The sequence below is a fragment of the Acinetobacter sp. CAU_H_S170_2 genome (assembly GCF_058890445.1).
Window position 1 is genome coordinate 1849749 of the sequence record NZ_JBZYAE010000001.1, and the last position, 19691, is coordinate 1869439.

The 19691-nt window shown below is 37.3% G+C and carries 25 protein-coding genes and 1 tRNA gene; 7 read left to right on the forward strand and 19 right to left on the reverse strand.

The features are described from left to right. Positions 1-63: 63 nt before the first annotated feature. Positions 64-570 carry a cytochrome b gene (locus AC5EUN_RS09105; RefSeq protein ID WP_279731929.1) on the reverse strand — a complete coding sequence of 169 codons (507 nt, stop codon included), beginning with the start codon at positions 568-570 and terminating at the stop codon, positions 64-66. A gap of 510 nt (positions 571-1080) precedes the next feature. Here AC5EUN_RS09105 and AC5EUN_RS09110 point away from each other — a divergent pair. After that, complete coding sequence (locus tag AC5EUN_RS09110; RefSeq protein WP_010326561.1) at positions 1081-2343, forward strand: sensor domain-containing diguanylate cyclase; 1263 nt, start codon at positions 1081-1083, stop codon at positions 2341-2343. 244 nt (positions 2344-2587) lie between these two features. On the opposite strand, the gene AC5EUN_RS09115 is transcribed toward AC5EUN_RS09110, so the two are convergent. The 3 genes from AC5EUN_RS09115 to AC5EUN_RS09125 form a co-directional block, all read right to left on the reverse strand. Further along, positions 2588-2785, reverse strand: coding sequence for a hypothetical protein (locus tag AC5EUN_RS09115; RefSeq protein ID WP_010326560.1), 198 nt, complete (start codon positions 2783-2785; stop codon positions 2588-2590). A 56-nt stretch (positions 2786-2841) separates the two neighbouring features. After that, positions 2842-3069, reverse strand: coding sequence for a hypothetical protein (locus AC5EUN_RS09120; RefSeq protein ID WP_004980159.1), 228 nt, complete (start codon positions 3067-3069; stop codon positions 2842-2844). A gap of 106 nt (positions 3070-3175) precedes the next feature. Next, a complete protein-coding gene (locus AC5EUN_RS09125) occupies positions 3176-3385 on the reverse strand; it encodes a cold-shock protein (RefSeq protein ID WP_004693506.1) in 210 nt (69 codons plus the stop codon). Positions 3386-3819: 434 nt separating this feature from the next. On the opposite strand from AC5EUN_RS09125, the gene AC5EUN_RS09130 reads away from it, so the two are divergent. After that, entirely contained in the window at positions 3820-4401 is a 582-nt protein-coding gene (locus tag AC5EUN_RS09130; protein ID WP_029575005.1) for a hypothetical protein, read from the forward strand. A 382-nt stretch (positions 4402-4783) separates the two neighbouring features. Here the strand turns inward: AC5EUN_RS09130 and AC5EUN_RS09135 are convergent, their stop codons facing one another. Then, the gene (locus AC5EUN_RS09135) at positions 4784-5785 is read right to left on the reverse strand and encodes a zinc-binding alcohol dehydrogenase family protein (protein ID WP_010326558.1); all 1002 of its coding nucleotides are present in this window, start codon (positions 5783-5785) and stop codon (positions 4784-4786) included. 99 nt (positions 5786-5884) lie between these two features. Between AC5EUN_RS09135 and AC5EUN_RS09140 the strand changes: the two genes are divergently transcribed. Then, a complete protein-coding gene (locus AC5EUN_RS09140; protein WP_010326557.1) occupies positions 5885-6256 on the forward strand; it encodes a winged helix-turn-helix transcriptional regulator in 372 nt (123 codons plus the stop codon). Positions 6257-6445: 189 nt separating this feature from the next. Here the strand turns inward: AC5EUN_RS09140 and AC5EUN_RS09145 are convergent. The 9 genes from AC5EUN_RS09145 to AC5EUN_RS09185 all read right to left on the reverse strand — a co-directional run bounded on the left by AC5EUN_RS09145 (position 6446) and on the right by AC5EUN_RS09185 (position 9592). Further along, positions 6446-6522 (reverse strand) — tRNA-Met (locus AC5EUN_RS09145). 97 nt (positions 6523-6619) lie between these two features. Next, positions 6620-6907, reverse strand: a complete 288-nt coding sequence (locus AC5EUN_RS09150) for a hypothetical protein (RefSeq protein WP_081241755.1) — start codon at positions 6905-6907, stop codon at positions 6620-6622. Between the two features lie 77 nt (positions 6908-6984). Beyond that, positions 6985-7110 (reverse strand): hypothetical protein, encoded by a 126-nt coding sequence (locus AC5EUN_RS09155; RefSeq protein WP_017397253.1) that lies wholly within the window; start codon positions 7108-7110, stop codon positions 6985-6987. Between the two features lie 102 nt (positions 7111-7212). Continuing rightward, on the reverse strand, positions 7213-7482 hold the full coding sequence (locus AC5EUN_RS09160) for a hypothetical protein (RefSeq protein WP_010326556.1): 270 nt from the start codon (positions 7480-7482) through the stop codon (positions 7213-7215). A 255-nt stretch (positions 7483-7737) separates the two neighbouring features. After that, a complete protein-coding gene (locus tag AC5EUN_RS09165; protein ID WP_010326555.1) occupies positions 7738-8025 on the reverse strand; it encodes a head-tail connector protein in 288 nt (95 codons plus the stop codon). 239 nt (positions 8026-8264) lie between these two features. After that, positions 8265-8600, reverse strand: a complete 336-nt coding sequence (locus AC5EUN_RS09170; RefSeq protein WP_263507264.1) for a GNAT family N-acetyltransferase — start codon at positions 8598-8600, stop codon at positions 8265-8267. Between the two features lie 2 nt (positions 8601-8602). After that, complete coding sequence (locus AC5EUN_RS09175) at positions 8603-8746, reverse strand: hypothetical protein (protein ID WP_224466390.1); 144 nt, start codon at positions 8744-8746, stop codon at positions 8603-8605. Between the two features lie 142 nt (positions 8747-8888). Then, positions 8889-9098 (reverse strand): cold-shock protein, encoded by a 210-nt coding sequence (locus AC5EUN_RS09180; protein WP_004693516.1) that lies wholly within the window; start codon positions 9096-9098, stop codon positions 8889-8891. Between the two features lie 278 nt (positions 9099-9376). Beyond that, a complete protein-coding gene (locus AC5EUN_RS09185) occupies positions 9377-9592 on the reverse strand; it encodes a hypothetical protein (RefSeq protein ID WP_004693517.1) in 216 nt (71 codons plus the stop codon). 569 nt (positions 9593-10161) lie between these two features. On the opposite strand from AC5EUN_RS09185, the gene AC5EUN_RS09190 reads away from it, so the two are divergent. The 3 genes from AC5EUN_RS09190 to AC5EUN_RS09200 all read left to right on the forward strand — a co-directional run bounded on the left by AC5EUN_RS09190 (position 10162) and on the right by AC5EUN_RS09200 (position 12351). After that, positions 10162-11367, forward strand: coding sequence for a DUF1615 family protein (locus AC5EUN_RS09190; protein ID WP_004980175.1), 1206 nt, complete (start codon positions 10162-10164; stop codon positions 11365-11367). Then, complete coding sequence (locus tag AC5EUN_RS09195; protein WP_279731842.1) at positions 11334-11990, forward strand: HAD-IB family hydrolase; 657 nt, start codon at positions 11334-11336, stop codon at positions 11988-11990. Before AC5EUN_RS09190 ends, AC5EUN_RS09195 begins: the two co-directional genes overlap by 34 nt. Positions 11991-12150: 160 nt before the next feature. Further along, complete coding sequence (locus AC5EUN_RS09200; RefSeq protein ID WP_010326552.1) at positions 12151-12351, forward strand: hypothetical protein; 201 nt, start codon at positions 12151-12153, stop codon at positions 12349-12351. A 35-nt stretch (positions 12352-12386) separates the two neighbouring features. Here AC5EUN_RS09200 and AC5EUN_RS09205 read toward each other — a convergent pair whose 3' ends face one another. Continuing rightward, entirely contained in the window at positions 12387-13481 is a 1095-nt protein-coding gene (locus AC5EUN_RS09205) for a fatty acid desaturase family protein (protein WP_010326551.1), read from the reverse strand. 14 nt (positions 13482-13495) lie between these two features. Then, positions 13496-14563: a ferredoxin reductase gene (locus tag AC5EUN_RS09210; RefSeq protein ID WP_010326550.1), complete on the reverse strand. Its 1068-nt coding sequence runs from the start codon at positions 14561-14563 to the stop codon at positions 13496-13498. A gap of 140 nt (positions 14564-14703) precedes the next feature. Between AC5EUN_RS09210 and fabR the strand changes: the two genes are divergently transcribed. Continuing rightward, positions 14704-15399, forward strand: a complete 696-nt coding sequence (gene fabR / locus AC5EUN_RS09215) for an HTH-type transcriptional repressor FabR (RefSeq protein ID WP_004693528.1) — start codon at positions 14704-14706, stop codon at positions 15397-15399. A 38-nt stretch (positions 15400-15437) separates the two neighbouring features. Here the strand turns inward: fabR and AC5EUN_RS09220 are convergent, their stop codons facing one another. From AC5EUN_RS09220 to rapA, 3 genes are all read right to left on the reverse strand, one after another. Beyond that, positions 15438-16253 (reverse strand): alpha/beta fold hydrolase, encoded by an 816-nt coding sequence (locus AC5EUN_RS09220; protein WP_010326549.1) that lies wholly within the window; start codon positions 16251-16253, stop codon positions 15438-15440. Positions 16254-16392: 139 nt separating this feature from the next. Further along, positions 16393-16659 (reverse strand): PAAR domain-containing protein, encoded by a 267-nt coding sequence (locus AC5EUN_RS09225; protein WP_005399638.1) that lies wholly within the window; start codon positions 16657-16659, stop codon positions 16393-16395. A 160-nt stretch (positions 16660-16819) separates the two neighbouring features. Beyond that, complete coding sequence (gene rapA, locus AC5EUN_RS09230) at positions 16820-19657, reverse strand: RNA polymerase-associated protein RapA (protein WP_058869470.1); 2838 nt, start codon at positions 19655-19657, stop codon at positions 16820-16822. Between the last annotated feature and the right edge of the window lie 34 nt (positions 19658-19691).

Sequence of the window (19691 nt, forward strand, 5' to 3'; positions counted from 1 at the left end):
ACTCATAATATAAAAATGCCAGACGAATCTAAAAGGCAACCATATGATAGCCTCTAAATCACATCATTTTTTAAAAAGCATACTTTTTAGGACATTATCTTTGAAAATGAAGTGGTGAATCAATGCCGCACAGGCATGTAAACCCACGAGTGCAATAAAGAGATTCCCTAAAAATTGATGCGCATCTGCAATATAGTCACTCCCCCAAACAGTGCTCAAAAGCGGTAAATTTAACGATAAAACTTGGAAATTATCAGTAAAACTCGATAATGTCATCCAGCCCGCAATTGGAACAATACATAGGCTTAAGTAAAGGAAAAATCTGACCATTTTAAATAACACTATTTGATAAGAATTAATTATTTCAGTTTTAGGAATACTTTTTCTATACAGAAAAACAAAACTCAATCTCAAAAAAAATAAAATAAATATTAAAATCCCACCTGCAACATGAATCTGGCCTTTCCAGTCTGTTATTGTGGGATCACCTGCAGTCAGATACACCATTGCAACTAAAGCAAGGGTAATCCAATGCATGATTATTATAGGTTTTGGATAGTTATTCTTCATCGCTTTTCCTAAGTTTTAAATATTTTTATAAAACGGAGCTGTTAAAAAAAGCTTAAGCGAAAAATGTAAAAAAAAATAGAATGCTCAGCTTTTCATTCAAGCTAGGCTTTACTTAAACCTTAAAAATCAATTACCTGCCTATCCACTATTTCCAACATCTTGTAGATTAAAGTACTTTTAAGTACAACATCCTTCATCCCTTCAAGTATTCCTTACATCCTTTGTAAAACTTCTGGTTGAACATTTGTGCTACATCAACTTTTCTGATCACAATATTCTGCTATCTTTAATTTATTATTATATCCGTAGCAATAGCCCTAATATCTTTTAGATTGTTCCATAAATTGCATCTTCCATGCACATGACATAGGCAACCATATCAATCATTTTATAGGTTGTTGATTATATTGTATAAACTATAAATCAGCATTATTCATTAATTTAAAGTCTAATTTATGATATTAATAAGAATAGGTACAACAATAAAGAAACATAGTGATTCACTCCAATATGCCTCAATATTCTGAACACAAAAAATTAACAGCGACTGAATTAAATAGTTTAATGGCTTTGGCAATTCAGCAATCATTTAATGCGATCGTCATTACAAATGCATGCTTTGAGAATAATGGCCCACACATCCTTTTCTGCAATCCAGCATTTTGTGAAATGACAGGTTATAGCGAAGAAGAGTTAATTGGACAATCGCCCCGTATCTTACAAGGGCCTGAGACAGATCTAACCGTGATTCAGGAATTAAAAGACTGCATATCTCAAGGACTATTTTTCCATAACCATACGATTAATTATCGCAAAGATAAAACACCGTACGATGTAGAGTGGAACATCTCCCCGATTAAAACTGAAACAGGTGAAATCACCCATTTTGTATCCGTTCAACGAGATATCACGGAAAAAAACGAAAGTCTTAAATATCAAGCGATGCTGGTTGCAGCAATCAATACAACACCCGATACGATAGTGATCACGGATGATCAAGCTAAAATTAAATTTATGAATCATGCCGCAGAGGAACTCTCGGGCTACACCCTAGCAGATTTAAAAGATGAACCTATCACAAAATTATATCCACATGATCAAAAGCTGATAGAACTACAAAGAATAAAAAATCAGGATATTGAAAATAAAGACCATGTATATGAAAAGCATTTCTTAGAGCTCGTTTCATCCCCTCTAAAAGACCGTAATGGCACAATTACACACAATGTGAGTATCGGTAGAAATATTAATCATCATATCGAGATCAAGAGTCAACTTGAAGAGTGGGCCAATTACGACAGTTTGACGAGTATTTTTAATCGTCGCTATGGTGAACATCTTCTAGATACCATTCAAAAAGACATGTGCAATGAAGATAACTCTTGCTGCGTGTTATTGGCTGATATCGATTACTTTAAAACCATTAATGATACTCATGGTCATGCATTAGGAGATAAGGTCTTACAACAAGTCATGCATGAGCTCTCCAAAAATTTGCGTAGCAAGGACACTCTCATTCGTTGGGGAGGAGACGAAATATTAATCGTATTACCAAGTATCAAACTAGATTCAGCTTTGAAAATGGCTGATCGACTACGCACAGTCATTGAATCTTGTAAGTTTCCGAGGATTGAAGAAGTGACTATGTCCTTTGGAGTAGTGACTTGGAAAAGGAAAGAGCTTAAAACAACTGTTCTACGAAGAGCAGACGAGCAATTATATCTTGCTAAAGCAAATGGACGTAACTGTATATTTCCACACTCAGTACCTTAAGCTAAAATCCATTTGTAGTACAAAAATCATTCAATTTATCCATTCACAAAAGATTTTTTGCTAGGAATACTTTTTAGCTATGTCATTAAACCACTTATTAACAAAAGTGTTCTGCCTGACATAGCCCTCTTCAAATTATCTAAAATAACTGTTCTATAATTCAAATAGATTTGAGGAGGAGTAATTGGGGCTGATTAAGATAATGTAGTATTAGTCATCACGACCAAATTAAAACTAATAACATTCAGATCAACTTGAAAATTTTACCGCTATTGAGACTTTGGAAGAACATTTCAAAACCAGGACGAATATCTTCGCCATCAACAGTGATATATCTTAAATTTGAATGCAACATTGTGCTGCAAGAGTTTTTATCTACAGTTGCCTGAATAGAGTATTCAGTACCGAATTGATCTTTGACAGTAACATTTTTCTTTAACATTTTTTCTATACCTATAATATTAATTCATTTAAAAAACAATATAATCAAATATTTAGTTAGGCAACTTTATAGTTAAATTTAAATAATTGATTTAAAGCGGTATAGAATGTTCTACCATCTAAATTTAAGTCCACTTCGATTCCAGACTGAAGCAGCACACGCTTACCCACTTCAATAGATTTCAAGCCATCACGGGTATTTTGCATTTTATTTAGAGGAATTAACGAGACTATAATTTCAGTACCATTTGAAGATTTAGCAATTAATGTATTAAGTTTTTTCAAATTTCACCAGTTTTTTTCATATATTCCAACAAGGAATAATTATTTAATTAATAATTTTTAGTCATTAAAAAAGCACTGTTCAGTGCTTTTTTATATTTAATGCTTCTTATAAAGCAACAATATTTACAGCATTTGGGCCTTTTTGACCTTGCTCTATGCTGAATGACACTTGTTGGCCTTCATGCAATGTTTTAAAACCTGAACTAGCGATTTCGCGAAAGTGAGCAAAAACATCTGGACCAGATTCTTGTTGAATGAAACCAAAGCCTTTAGTTTCATTAAACCATTTAACTGTACCGGTAACTGTAGTAGACATAATATATCCTGCTGAATTTTAATAATTTTAGTCAAAAATAAATGACTAGATGTAACTTTGAAAATAATAAAAGTGGAGCTTAAGATCTGAAACAACGGAGGATTATGACTAAAACTGCGATACTTAAAGAAGATTTACTAAACATTACTTTTTTCTAGTTAGGCCAAGTATACATGAAAAAAATAAATATTCAAGTTATTTATAGCTGTCATAAATTTTAATTATATTAAGTGTTCCCTGCAATGAATTGAATCGTCCTTAAAAATAGTAGTTGTAGCATCTAAAAAGCCTTAGTCGTATGTTGAGCTTTAGAATAGCTTGAGCCAAAACATTGAGGCTAGAGATGAAATTTCAAACGTCTCGCATAGGGTGTACTATGGGTTCATTCTGGATAAATAAAATAGCCTTTAAATAAAATTTTTTTAGGATCAATAATGAATAATAAAGTTAGATTAATCTTTTGCATCGCCCTACTCTCAAATTTGGGAGCATGTGTTGGCAATATGAACCCTACAGGCGGCAATGGTAGGCCTGATTATCCTTATTACACCACGACACAACCAATGATCGTGAAAAAGATCAATGTACCTATAGGCACAAAACTAGAATATGAAGAACAACATTTTAAATCAGGCCAACAAGATTCATTACTGAATGAAAAAAAACTCATCAGGATTTCCTTCCCAGAAGATCAATCAATGAATTGGGCTGGTGTACCCATTGGTTTTATTCACAAATATTTTAACTCAGAAATGAAAGGCTTCAGCGTTTATGCACGTTTCAACCAACTCCCAAGCAATAAACAGACACGTTTTTCTCAACTTTGGCAGAAATGTAGTGATGACTTAGGCATTCGTGTTAAAAATACGGATGATTGGACATTCAATCTCAATAATATCGCCGATATCGATAGTTGTAGTGTGAATTATCAACGATACTTTAAAGATAACGTCCAACAACAACATTATCTTGATCAGCTTTACCAAGAAATGCAAAAAGCAGGAACAGTGAAATAGCTCTTGGGTGTTCAAATAATCACAATTATACGAAATCTTCTGTGCCTAAGATTTTTAATACTCGCAAAGCAATGTTTTGATTTAACTTAAATAAGAATAAAGCGCTACACGGCGCTCTATCTAGACTTATGCTGAGAATAATATATTAAATCAAAGTTGTGTGTTTTATTCTTTACAACATAATACTTAATGAATTGAAAAAATTACTCCAAAAGCTCTTTATTATATGTACATGAGTGAAACGAATTTCGAAAAAAGGACAACCATCCTAGTGCGCTGAACCCTAGAATGGCCTTGCTGAGAATATTGATCCTAATTGTATAGTTTCAAGTGTTTAACTTAAAAATTAACCCACTTATTTAAGTTGAGCTTAAAACTATAGTTAAAAGCCTTCCAAAACGATTTTTCCTTTCGCTCGGCCAGTTTCAATCAGTTCATGAGCAAGTTTTAAATTTTTCGCATTAATTTTGCCTAAAGTCTGATTCAGCGTGGTTTTAATTCTGTGGTTATCTACCAGTTCTGCAACCTGATGTAATAGCTGAGATTGTTGTTCAATATCTGTAGTATTGAACATTGAACGTGTAAACATGAACTCCCAATGTACAGAAACTGACTTAGACTTAAACTCAACGATATCCAGTGATTTCGGATCATCAATTAAGCCAAACTTTCCTTGTGGAGCAATTAGCTTAGAGATTTGAGGAAGATACGTTTCTGTTTGATTGGTTGAAAAAATATATCGAGGTGCGTCTAAACCCAATGCTTTGATTTGCGTGTTTAAATCTTCGGTATGATCGATGACATAGTCAGCCCCTAAAGACTTAACCCATGCTTTAGTCTCTTCCCTAGATGCTGTAGCAATAACTCTTAAATTTGTCTTCGCTTTGAGTAATTGAATCGCAATAGACCCTACACCGCCAGCGCCTCCAATCACTAAAATATTATCAAATTTGTCTAAATCAACATTGAAACGATCAAATAACATTTCCCACGCTGTAATAGCGGTTAATGGCAGCGCAGCAGCTTCAGCATCACTCAGGCTTTGAGGTTTTAAGCTAACAATACGCTCATCTACTGCTTGATATTCCGCATTACTCCCATCCCGAGTTAAATCACCTGCATACCAGACCTGATCTCCGACTTTAAAATGTTGCACGCCAGAACCGACTTCAACAACCTCACCCACTGCATCCCATCCTAAGATACGTGTGTTGCCTACTGCTACTGGGTTTCGTCTAACCTTAGTATCGACAGGGTTAACCGAGATCGCTTTGACTTTAACCAACAAATCCCGATCTTTTAAGGTCGGCATTGTTTTTTCAATATCTACCAGTGGATTTTGAAATCCATGATCCATACCGTCAATATAAGAAATAGCCTTCATTCACTTGTCCTCTTGTTTTGTTATTTGAGTTTACTTAATATTCTTTTTTAAGTTATACAGACAAATTCGTCTTATAGTTACCAAAAGGATACTATTGAAATGGGTAAGCTAAAACATTCACGTTTTGATTGCACACCAGGATGTTCTGTTGAAGCTGACATAGGCTTACTTGATGGTAAATGGAAGAGTATTATCTTGTGGCATTTATTAGAAGACGACGTTTTAAGGTTTAATGAACTGAGAAAGAAAATTCCAAATGTCACTCAAAAAATGCTCACTAGACAATTACGTGAACTTGAAGAGGATCAACTGATTCTACGAAAGGTTTATGCCGTTGTTCCACCTAAAGTAGAATATCGATTATCTACACTCGGTACTTCTTTAGCACCTATTTTGGTTGCATTAAAACAATGGGGGGATAAAAATATTGGTTTATTTGGAAAACCCATTATGCCTTTAGAATCAGAATAAGACTTAAACCTGTTTTACGTCACTTACAACTCTGATGTTTTCTAGAAATACTGTGCTTTCACTGCTTACACACCATTCCAGTAACTTGTATAAAAGCACGTTCTTAGAAACCGCTATGTATAAAATTAACTAGCCATAAAAAAAGCCTAATCTGTGAAGACTAGGCTATAAACTTTGAATCTTTTTCGTTGGTAGCGGGAGCTGGATTTGAACCAACGACCTTCGGGTTATGAGCCCGACGAGCTACCAGACTGCTCCATCCCGCATCAACGAGTTAGCTTTATACGCCCTAAGCGTGCACAAAGCAAACTTTATTTGTAATATAAGCCGTTATTACATAAGCAGCATACAAAATACTAGTGTTTAACCAATGCTTGCTTCAGTGATAAAAGCAGGATGTAAAGCTCTATAGATGCTTAATCTTGTTTTTTCACTGTCTAAAAATGACCTAGGCTCTTCAGACCATATTGATTTCCTAGAATCAAGACCCGAATGACTTAAAGCCCAATCAGAAACAGTACTATAAACAAAAGTATTATCAGCGAAAACTAATTTTGTCTTCCTTCCTACACTACTTATAAGAACTTTATGTGTAGGTAATGATCCAAATGTACTAATTTGGGTGTAAATGTATTTATAGGTTTCAGACATAGAAAAAAGTACTTAAATGACAGCGCTACTATACCATTTTAACTCTTGAAAAAGCCCACCATTTGGCGAGCTTTTTCTTACTGATCTTTATCCATGGAATGTGGCGTTGTAGTTTTATCCTGCTCTTTCGTATCTGTATCTCTTTTTTGGCATGCCGTTAATCCCAGCATTAAAACTAAACTTACTATTGCAAATATTTTCATCATTTTTGCCTAGCACGATTTAAAAATATAACTTATCAAAATCTAGAGATTTAAATGTTTAATTTATGAAACAACATGATTCTCTTCTTACAAATGAGGTGCTTAGCGATTTAGAGCTTTATGTGCCCAATGAATAAATTTTTCCTTTTCATGGAAATGTGGAATATTTAATAAATGAATATGAGTAACCTCACCGAAATTACCTGAAATTTTATTCGGGGCCAAAACAACAAAATTCCTCTTATCCCCCACATGTAACTCCCTAAAGAATTCCATAACTTTAAAATGAAGATTCAGAGCAGTGAATCCTTCTCTTTCAATTAGAAAGTCATAGATTTGGCTGAGTACATGTAATTCAAATTTTTTGTTCATGATCTTTTATTCTCATAATTATTTTAACAATCGGTATAATTTAACCTAATTTTATTTTTTGTTAAAGCAGATAAAAAACCCAGCCTCTGGAGAATCAATAGAGCTGGGTTAATGAAACATCATTGTCAAATTTTATTTTATTCTTGAAATTGATTCTAACGCACAAACCCAATAAATGCAAATAATTCTCAATTACAATGCAGTGATTTCAAATATACCATGCCTAAAGATACATACAATTATCTACATCACCTATCAAACAGTGGGCTTACGATATAGATTAAGCAAAGAGAGTACGGGTATCGGGAGGTAGTTACCATTCACAGACACCTCTCCCCCATCTTTTCTGTGCTGTTCCCAGTATTCAATTAATAGTAAAGCAGCTTGTTTAATGGCAGATGGATATTCCGATCCAAAATTATCTGTAATATAATTTTTAATTATAGCGTCAGCAGCAACAATAAAGCTTTTTAATGAGGCATCATTGCTATCATCGGCATAGTGTAAGTGGCGCTTCACTTCATGTAATTCAACAATACTCATAAATCACTCCATTTTTCCGAGTCAGCTTTTACACTTTCATCACTAAACTCGTTCCTAGAGTCTTTTAGGGTGTCATAGCAAATATCACAATTTCACCTCATTCCTATTCTCATATTGATTACTTGGCATTGAAATCCCTTTATCTAGGGATTTTTCTACTATTCTTAATCAGTCCTTCAAAAGATTTCTTATAGATCAATTAATATTTGTTCATATATTTTTTAAATAAGCCATTCAGGCTAAAAAACTAAATCTTTTCGATCTGCTTTTAAATAAACTTCAGGTGCACTATATAAATCAGAGATAATTGCAACTTCTTGAGCACCTAACAAATCTTCATAAATTTTTCTTGCGAAGTTATTCACGCCTGTCGTCACCAGTACGTTTTTTATCTTCTGATTTCTTTGCAATAATTCATTCTCAACGTCCTTAAGCGAGTCTATAATTAGTTTTTTGCTTAATCCCAAACCTTGAAAATCTGGATGGATCGCTATTTGATCTAGTTCCAGTATCACTTCCTCTCGAAAGCCAGACTTTTGAGCCCAAAAAATATAGCCAACCGTTTTATCAGACACGATTACGTGACAAAAAACCGAGGATAAGCCGCAAGTGTTGATGCTATCCATTGCTTAGAATCTGCTTGACGTATAAATGATTTGTGATGAATTTCTGCGATGTCTGTTAAATCATTTTGATGTGCTTTTCTAACTAATTTTTCCATGAACTCATATCGTTACCTGTTTAACTGAAGATTCTATCAATCCCTAAAGGCAGCGGAATTACGGGATCTTAACAACGAATAGTAAACAAGCTGCCATTAAAAAACCCGCTAACTGAAGCGGGTTTTTTAATTCACAATATTCTTAGATTACTGTGATAGAGCTTGCTTGAGGGCCTTTTTTGCCAGCTACAATCGTAAACTGAACACGTTGACCTTCATTCAACACTTTGAAACCGTTTGATTGGATTTCGCTAAAGTGTGCAAAAACGTCTTCTCCAGTATCGCTAGAAATAAAACCAAAGCCTTTAGTTTCATTAAACCACTTAACGGTACCAGTTGTAATGTTTGACATAAATATTCTCTTAAATTTTGAAAAATATAAGAATTAATCTTTTAAATCATATACATCGGATAAACCGCAGAGTTGAATCAATTGCGAAATAACTTTAGTAAATACAATAAAATAAATAATTCTAATACACTATCACTATAAGCTTTTTAGCGCGCAATAGATAGACCTTAACATATTATTTTATTGCTACCACCCAACCCCACATGAAATGCTTTTTCATCGATATTGATAAGAAAATCTTCACTAAAAGCGAATAAAGCTTATTTACCCGCTTCTAGCTAATTTTTCTTTCCTAAAATCAACTCAACTTGATGAGTAACATCCCATATTTTCATTTCTGCATGTCGCCAAAAATTAAAGACTTGATCGCCCTTAACATACTTTTGCTTGATATAGCTCGATGATTTATTTTGATCTATCTCTTTTGCATTAAATCGCATCTTATTTAAAATCACTACTTGACCATCCAAGTCACCACCAATACAGATATTCATATTGTTCTGCCTGCTAAGTAACAATTAAACTATAGCACAAATAGAAAAGCCTACTCTTTGATAAGCTTTTGAGGCTTGTTATCGAGCCTTTGGCTGTACTCCATAACTATTGTTCATAGTTCATCGAAAATTAGAAACATCGTTTTGATATCTTTTTTGCATGATGGTCACGCCCAAAGATGACTTGTAATGACAAAGTAAGGCCTATCCTATCTCTTAAGCGTGAGTTGTATTAGGAATTAGATGCCTTTTAAAGTTGTCATCCTATTCATTGAACTATTTTCTGTTTAATTTATTAAAAAAAAGAATTTCAAAAAATGGAAATATCATAAGTTAAACTCTCCTCAATCTATTGCACAAATTTTGCGCCAGCCGTCATAATAAAACCGATAACAGACTAAATAATACTCATTATCCTTAATAATCGAACCCACCCAGCATCGGAACAGCAATCAAATGATTTGACAGTTGATATCGACCAATATACATATAAACTCATCACTTTTTCGACCGACATAGTATACTGCAACTGCTGTTTCGGCTCACCTTTTATCATGTGTTCTCTGTTTATGAATAAAAAGCTGTTTCTTTCTTCTGGTTTAAAAACACTAAGTGTCTTGGCCATATCTATAGGCTTAACTGCCTGCGGTGATCGTTCATGGTGGACAGATGATGAGCCTAAGCTCAATGCTGAACAAATCGCACGCATCATTCCTGGACGCGTAAATGACCGCCGTTCATGGGCTGAAGATATTTACGATATTTCAGAACAGTTTGGCATTCCTCAAAATAAAGAGAATATGTGTTCGATCATTGCCGTGGTTGATCAAGAGTCTAACTTTGTTGCAGATCCACAAGTTTATGGTTTAGGTGAAAAAGCGGTTAAAGAAGTCCAAGATCGCTTAGATGAAAAATTTAAAGATAAGCTCGGCGATGCCATTGGTGGCACCATCGCAGGCTATTTCCAACAGGTTTTAAAAGAGCAGCCGAGTCCTGAAGATAACTATTTAAGTCAAATGCGCCGCGTTAAAACAGAACGCGAACTGGATGAACTGTACCGTGAAATTTTTGACTATATGTCAAAGCACTATCACGTCAGTGCGCTCACAGGTGCAGCCAAACTTGTCGGTCAGGACGTAGGCGAAAAAATGAACCCGATTACCACGTTGGGTTCAATGCAAGTGCATATCGGTTATGCCAAAGATAATAAACGTGAAGGTGGCAGCATGGCTGACCTACGTACCGACCTTTATAGCCAATATGGTGGTCTGTATTACGGTATTCACCGCCTGATGATGTACCCTGCTGACTATGACAAACCGCTCTACCGTTTTGCCGACTATAACTCAGGTATGTACTCAAGTCGAAATGCAGCCTTCCAAAGTATGTTGAATGACTTAACTGAAGCAGAACTTGATTTAGACGGCGACCTGTTACTTTATGGCAAAGATGGCTCACCTAAATCTGCAAAAAGCCAATCAGAACGTGAACTCATCAGTGTTTTCGCTCAGCACAATATTTTGGTTACGCCGCGTCAAATTCGCTCTGACCTGAAAAAAGAGAAAGAGAAGAAATTTGAAGATACAGCAACCTATCGCGCGGTGGCTAAGCTTTATCAAGAAGTCACTAAAAAAGAACCTTTCTATGCCATGATGCCAGAAGTTGTCATTTCTGGTCCAAAGCTCAGCCGTGACTATAATACCAACTGGTTTGCCACTCGTGTCAATGGACGTTATCAAACATGCATGCAACGTGCAAAGCGCATAAAAATCTAGCCTTATTTGACTTTGATGGTACCCTGTATGACAAAGACAGTTTTACAGGGTTCATCTTCTATGTACATTCAAAACGGCATATTGCTCTACAAGGCTTAAAAGTTCTGCCTTATATTCAAAGTTATTATTTAGGTTTTTATCCTGCCCATCATATGCGCTCTAAACTCTTCCATGCGATGTTTAAGCAAGCTGAAGTGAGCGAAATTGACGCTTATGCAAAACGCTATGCAAAAGTCTTAATCAAAGGACTCAACCCAGCACTTTATAGGCAACTAAAACAACACCAAAGTTTGGGCGATGATGTGGTTTTGGTCTCTGCTTCAATTGATATCTATTTAAAATATGTGTGTGAAATACTCTCAATTGAACTGATCTGTACCAGAGTTGAACAAGACCAACAACGCTATACAGGGCGCTATCTGACTGCGGACTGTAGCTGTGAGTACAAAGCTCAACGTATCCAAGAAAAATATGAGCTAGATAGCTATCATGCCGTTTATGCTTATGGGAATAGCATTGAAGATAAACAAATGTTGTCTTTGGCTGATTTTAGCTATTTGGTAGGGACAGATTTAAGCCTTCCCGACTTGTCAAAAACATCAAATCATCGTCAAATAAGCTAATTATTAAGAATAGATTAATAATTAATCATGTTGAATTTTTTAAAATATTTATTATTAAAATTCAGCATGTTTTATTTACCAAAAAATATATTTATGATAAATTTTGCCTAATAAAAATATTTTGAGAACCATTCCACTTAAATTATAAAAAGGCATCAGTATGGAACAGTTATCTCCACCCAAGTATGTCAAAGGTCTTTCGATCAAATTCGGTGAAAGTCCCTTTGTATTATTGGCGCAGTTCGCTTTTAATGCTTCAAAACAAAAATGGTTAAAACACGAAATTGAACATGTGCTCAATATCGCCAAACAAGGTGATTACAATCATCTGGTAAAGACATTACGTCAATTTAGTAAATAACAAAAAAAGCCACTTCAAATGAAGTGGCTTTTTACTTACTTTTTAAAGGGAAACGCATATTTCACAATACGTTTGATGACGCTACCATACTGTTTTAATAAGCTGGCATTGTTATAGTTAATGCCATACTTTTCACACACCGCTTGTACTTTCGGTGCCATTTTGCGGTAACGACGCGCAGGTACGTCTGGGTATAAGTGATGCTCAATTTGATGACTTAAGTGCCCTGTCAAAATATGGAATGCTTCTGAACCAGTTAAATTCGACGAACCACGAATTTGGCGCATGTACCAGTGACCACGGCTTTCATTTTCCAGTACTTTTTTCGGGAAAACTTCAACGTCTTTGGTGAAGTGACCACAGAAAATCACACTAAATGTCCACATATTGCGGATACCATTTGCAACCAAATTCCCTGTAAACACAGGCAACGCCGCAGGCCCTGCAATGAGTGGGAAAAACACATAATCTTTAAACAATTGTTTACCAATTTTGCGCTGCATAGGTTTCCATTCAGCTAAAGTCTGCGCTTTGCTTTTACGTCCCTTGAAGTATTTGCCTAATTCCAAGTTTTGGATCGCAACGCCCCATTGGAACAACAAACAAAATGGAATGCTATAAATCGGTTGCAATAAAAAGCCCGGTTTCCAACGTTGTTCTGGGAATAATCGAAGCAGACCATATCCAATGTCATCATCCATTCCTTTAATATTGGTATAGGTATGATGCTTGTAGTTATGGGTCTGACGCCAATTGTCTGCTGTACCTACGATGTCCCACTCATAGTTTTGACCATTAAACTTAGGGTCGTTCATCCAGTCATATTGACCGTGCATCACGTTATGACCTAATTCCATGTTTTCCATAATCTTGGCAAAACTCAGCAAGCCCGTGCCCAACACCCATGCAGGTGGGAACCAACCTGCAAATAAACATGCACGACCTGCAATAGATGCATAACGCACCGCTGCATAGACACGACGAATATATTGCGCATCTTTCTCGCCAATATCATCCAGTACTTCTTGCTTAATGGCATCTAGCTCACGTGCAAGTTCATCTAACTCAAATGTCGTTAACTCACGATTCTTCGGGTTTTTAAAATATTCAACTTTAACAGGCATATTCATTGTATTTATTCCCCTTATAAATCAACAATAAGATCGGTTTGTGCCGTATTGACACAAATTTTTAGAAAATTTCCAGGCTCAGAATTTTGTGCACCATTGACCAAGTTTTTGGTTGAACCTTCCACTTTGTTGCAGGCACATTTGTTACAGATTCCCATACGGCAGCCATGTTGAGGCTTCACATTTTGCTGTTCCAAACTTGCAAGAATAGATTGACCTTTTGGAATGCTTAAAATCTTTTTCGACTTTGTTAAGGTAATATTCACAAAACCAACATCATCGTTTGCAAATGGACTCATGCTAAAAGCTTCAGTTTTTAAGGTGTTAGCATGAGCGAAAAGCTGCTCAACCGTAGCCACAAAACCTGAAGGGCCACATGCATATACCGTTGCATTTTCAATCTGATCCAATCCAGACATATGGTTTTGGTTTAAACGCTCACCTTCATCTGATTCTTGGGTATAAAACATGCTGAATGTAAAGTTTGAGTATTGTGCTGCCAACTGCTCAAAATATGCTTTGAAAGCTGCATCAGTATGTTTTTTCACCCAATACATCAAATGTACATGCTGCTTTTTAAGCTTGGCAGTCTTCTCTAAACGTTTCAGTAAACTCAGCATGGGGGTAATACCACTGCCCGCAGCAAGTAAAATTAGCTGTTGATCATTTACAGTCAATTGCATATCGCCATAAGGCTGGCCGAATTCTAAGACATCGCCGATTTGAGCCTGCTCACATAGCCAATGACTTGCCTTGCCTTGGTCTACCATTTTTACATTGAGTAAGACATGTTGCGTATCAATCTGGGTCAAACTATAGGTACGTTCATAACGTACGCCTTGCACCACGACATATACAGGATGGTGTTGCCCCGCTTGCCCCATTTGAAAATGACGATTGGTTTGCAGCGTTAAACTCACCATATCGTGTGCAACTTGCTCTTTTTTTACCACTTTACCCAAAGCTTGGTGTATCGACCAAAGTGGGTTGATTTTTTGAAGCCAAAAGTTAGCAGTGTGTCGGTCTATAACACTCTCAGCATACTCAGTTAAAGGAGATTTAGTTTTTTCAAGGATCTGCATAGTAAAGGACCACGCCATAGATTTTTAATTATTATACACATGTATATATATTTGTATATATACTCTGATTGTTTCGTTTCGTTTCACAATGCCGACCAGTGGGGCTATAATGAACCGATTGATTTAATTGCTTGATAAATATGACACCGACCACCATTCAAACCCATACAACCAACACAGAGCATGAAGCTTCAAAAAAACATGCACCAGTGCTTGCACGTAGTGTTGGTCGAAAAGCAACGATTACAAAAGATGAACTGTTTCAAGCTGCTTTAAATTTGATTGGTCCTGAAAAAAGTATTGCATCCCTGAGCTTGCGTGAAGTCGCACGTGAAGCAGGCATTGCGCCGAATAGTTTTTATCGTCATTTTAAAGATACCGATGAACTGGCTATCGAGTTGATTGAACGTGCAGGTGTTGTGCTACGCCAAATTTTGCATGAAGCACGGATCAAGGCCATTCGCCAAGAAAGTATTATTCGTAGCTCAGTCGAAGTTTTTATTGAACAACTCGATGCGGATGATGGCAACTTAAGCCTGCTATTACGCGAAGCATATACGGGTTCGGCATCTTATAAAAATGCGGTCGAAAGACAGTTGAATTATTTCCAACAAGAACTGAAAGACGATTTAATTCGTTTAGAACGTTTAAATAATAGCAAACTCTTCCACCCTGAATTGGTGTCCATGGCAATCACCCAATTGGTTTTCAATATGGGTGCCAAAGTGATTGATATGCCAAGTGTAGAGCGTAAAAAAATGGCTGAACAAACCATGATCATGATTCGCATGATTTTGGAAGGTTCACGTCATTTGGATGAGGCGATGATTCGCTAATCTGTTATTACACTCAACAGACTCACAGAAATATTTTCTTATTTGTTTCGCTGTTGCTCTTTAATGAGCTGGTGTACAAATTCTGCGGTCTGTTTCGGTTGTTCTAGCGGAAACATATGCCCGCCTTCAAGCACACTATAGTCGATCGCATAGGTTTTTTTCATCCCTTGGGGTAAACCTTGCTTATAGAAATGGCTATCTTTTGCAGTCAACACATGAATCGGCATATCAGGTGCTTTGCGTGGGGTACGCCACCACCATGCAGGCACTGTCCTGAAGATCTCAGCTTCAGTATGTTTGGGAATGGTTAGCGTCACCCCATTTCGAGTCGGATCACTTTTTAAACCACACGCTATAAAGTCTGCAAAACACTGTTCATCAAAGTCTTTAAAAATACGATTCGGTCTGAGCACCTGACTGGCCTGCTCAATACTTTCCCAATGATCACGCCGTTTGACGGTCACCGCAGCTGGGGTAAGTTTTTCAATGGACTTTGATCCCAGCTTTTGTAACGCTTCAAATAAAAAGGCTTTTGAACCGATCACAAACGGTGGGTCCATGATAATCACTTGAGAAAACAACTGTGGTTTTTTATAAGCCGCCATAAGCGTAAGTAAAGAACCAAAAGAATGCCCTAAACCAATCACTTGTTGCCGTGGAAACTGCTGTTCAATATCTGAAATAACTTGATCGACCAACGCTTCCCAACGGTATTCCACAGGATAGTGCGGATCTAGACCAATCATCGGGATCGCTTTGACATCAAAATCTTTATTTAAAAATTGGAAAAATTTTTGATAGCTGCCCGAGGGAATGCCGTTTGCATGGGTAAAGTGTAAGGCTGGTTTGCTCATGTCATTCAGATCTATTGTTTTATAGCCTATTTACCATAATCGTTTTTCAAACTAAACGAAATGGCGCAGGATGAATCCTAAGTCATGGACTTTGATCACTTCGGCCAATTTTTAAAAATATTCTGGGATAGATCTGAGATCACTTTGCAGAAACAGTTAGATTTTGATTGCCTAAGAAAGTAGCGCCACAGTTGGTTTTGTCTCCTGCAATCACCACAGCACGCCCCAAGACCGTTGTACTCTGATCTGCTGCAATCGCAGAAACCACCATTCGACACTTTGGACAAAAGTGCTTCATTCCATTTAAATGCACAGCAATACCATTGATCACAAAACTGTTTTCACACTCAGTGACTATGCCACCATGTGTTGTTTTTGAACCCATTGTTACTAGAGCTTTAGACATAATTTATTGTTCGATACATTAGAGTTTTAATGGCGAAAATTCTAGCATAAGCAAGCGCTTAAAATTTCAATGAATTACTTTTCAAATACAACTTAGACATCCCTTTTTTAAGGATCCATTAAAAAAGCACCCAAAGGTGCTTTTCATACAGCAATTCCAATTATGGTTTAACCACAACCATCACTTGAATTGCTTCTGGTGTAACCGATAGGCCATCTAGCAAACCAAGACCTTCTTTTTGCAGTTTTTGTAGACGTGAAATTTCGTCTTCACGAATACTCGGATTAAACTGCTTTAAGTAAGTCAGACGGTCAATTTCGTATTGCCACTTACTGCCGTAGACTTCTTTCGCCTGTTGCACAAAGCTCGGTAAAGCCGCACGTGCAAGCTCTAATGCTTGTACATAACGCTGTTCAATCACTTCACGGCGTGCTTTCACGACTTGGCGACAGCTATTACCATCCAAATGATGTAAATATGGTTTTAAGATTTCAGGCGCAATTTTCTGCGACAGGTCTTGACCCTTTTCACTCAACAAAACGCGAACCAGCTGCTGCGGTAAGCTTGAAGGCAAATTCAATGCTTTCGGTGCAACCACATCGACCTTAAACCACACTTCTAACAACACCGAACCTTGTGGTAAAGCAGCTGACTTCAACACTGCAACGTTGGTACTACCAAAACCTTGAGTGTTGATCATTTCCATCACACTTTCAGTAAATGGATGTTCAAGGGTTAAATACTGAGCATCTTCACGTATCTGAGCTTGATCGCGGTAGAAGGTTGCAGTCATGCCTTCTTCGTCCAAGGTTAAACCTTGAACTTGCATTTGATCGGTTGGTTTAATGATGACTGTACCATTGCTTTGCTCGTCAAAATCAATGTTTGTCGACGCCATAAAACGCTTCATAAACATTGGCAAAGTGGTGTTGTCATCATAAGACTCAAGCGCTTGCACAATTTCTTGCGCCACAATTGGACGACAAGAGTTGTATTCAAGCAAACGGTCGCGACCTGATTGTAACTCTGCTTCTAAGGCTTCACGTTGTACGCTGACCGCTTCGAGTAAGTCATCAAACTGCTGACCTTGATCTGTCAGTAAACAATCTTTCAATTCAACAATAAAGTTTTCTTGTAAAGTTTGAGCAGTTGGCGAGATATTACTGAAAATATTCAAGGCTTCGTTATACCAACGGAACATACGTTCTTGCGCTGTACCAATTAGATACGGCACATGAATTTGAATCCGGTTTTCTTGACCAATACGGTCTAAACGACCAATACGTTGTTCAAGTACATCTGGGTTTGCAGGCAAGTCAAATAAAATCAAATCTGATGCAAACTGGAAGTTACGACCTTCAGAACCAATTTCAGAGCACAGTAAAATTTGTGCACCATAAGATTCTTCAGCAAAGTAGGCCGACGCTTGGTCACGCTCAAGTAAACTCATGCCTTCATGGAACATAGCGGTACGAATACCCGCATGTAAACGGAGTACATTTTCAAGCGCTTCAACTACTGGACCACTACGTGCAATCAACAACACTTTTTTGTGTTTTAAATCTGTACGTAGTTTTTCCATGAGCCACATGACACGCGGGTCAGCTTCCATCCATGCACCGTCAAGCTGCGCTTCTTCTGGCCACATTTGTTCACGTAATTTACCATCTTTAGACCAGTTTTCTGGTGCAGGCAAAGGTGCAGGTTGACAGTCACGACCTGGGAAGCCTTGAATGGCCTCACGGGTGTTACGGAACAAAATACGCCCTGTACCATGACGGTCTAAAAGCTCATGAATGGCACGGAAACGTTGTTCGGGTGCATCTTCAATGCGATGCCCTAGCAAACCTTCCAATGCAGCCAAATGCCCTTCTTCAAGTGGCATATCTGACATCAGTACTTCAGCAATTTTTGCAGTTTGTTGATACTGGGTTTCTTCATCCAAGAAACGATCCAGTGAACTAAAACGCTGTGGGTCAAGTAAACGTAAACGCGCAAAGTGACTTTCCACACCCAGCTGTTCTGGAGTTGCCGTTAACAGTAAAACACCTGGTGTTTTTTCTGCTAACTCTTCGATCAAGTCATAGCGGTCATTACCACCGTCTTCTTCATTCCACATCAAGTGATGCGCTTCATCGACCACTAACAGATCGAAACCAGCTTCTAGGGCTTGTTCACGCAAGTCATCATGATCAATCATCAAATCGATTGACGCAATAATGCATTGTTCAGTCAGGAATGGATTCAGTTCAGGGTCATGTTCTTTGATTGAAGCCGTACGGGTTAAATCAAATAATGAGAAGTTCAAATTGAAACGACGACGCATTTCAATCATCCACTGATATTGCAGTGAATCGGGTACCAAAATTAGGATGCGTTCTGAACGGCCCGTTTTAAGCTGTTGATGGATGATTAATCCAGCTTCAATGGTTTTACCTAAGCCCACTTCATCGGCTAAAAGGACACGGGGAGCAAAACGCTGACCCACTTCGTGTGCAATATACAACTGATGAGGAATCAAACCGACACGTGAACCGACCATGCCACGTAAAGGGCTCGACTTCATATTGGCTTGCATCAGCATTGCTTCAATACGTAAGTCGTACCATTCTTTATAGTCAATTTGGCTTGCCAATAAGCGATCAAGCGGTTTAGACAGCTGAATTTGAGCGCCAATGCGAGTCTCATTCAGTGATTTACGTTCTTCCGTACTATCTTCTAAGCGACGAACAACATTATAACGCACCACACCATGACGGTCTTCATGTGATTCAACCGTCCACTTGGTGCCTTCTTGATCTTGTAATTCATCGTTCACGTTAAAAATGATACGTGATAAAGGTGCATTATTCCGTGCATATACACGTGTTTCATCACTTTTAGGGAATAAGATGCTGACAGATCGCTCATCTACATCAATAAGAACTCCTAGACCGAGTTCCGTTTCAGTATCTGATAACCAACGTTGACCAATAGCAAACTGCTGCAATTTTTCCACCTTCATCTACAAGTTAGGACTGCAAATTTAATGC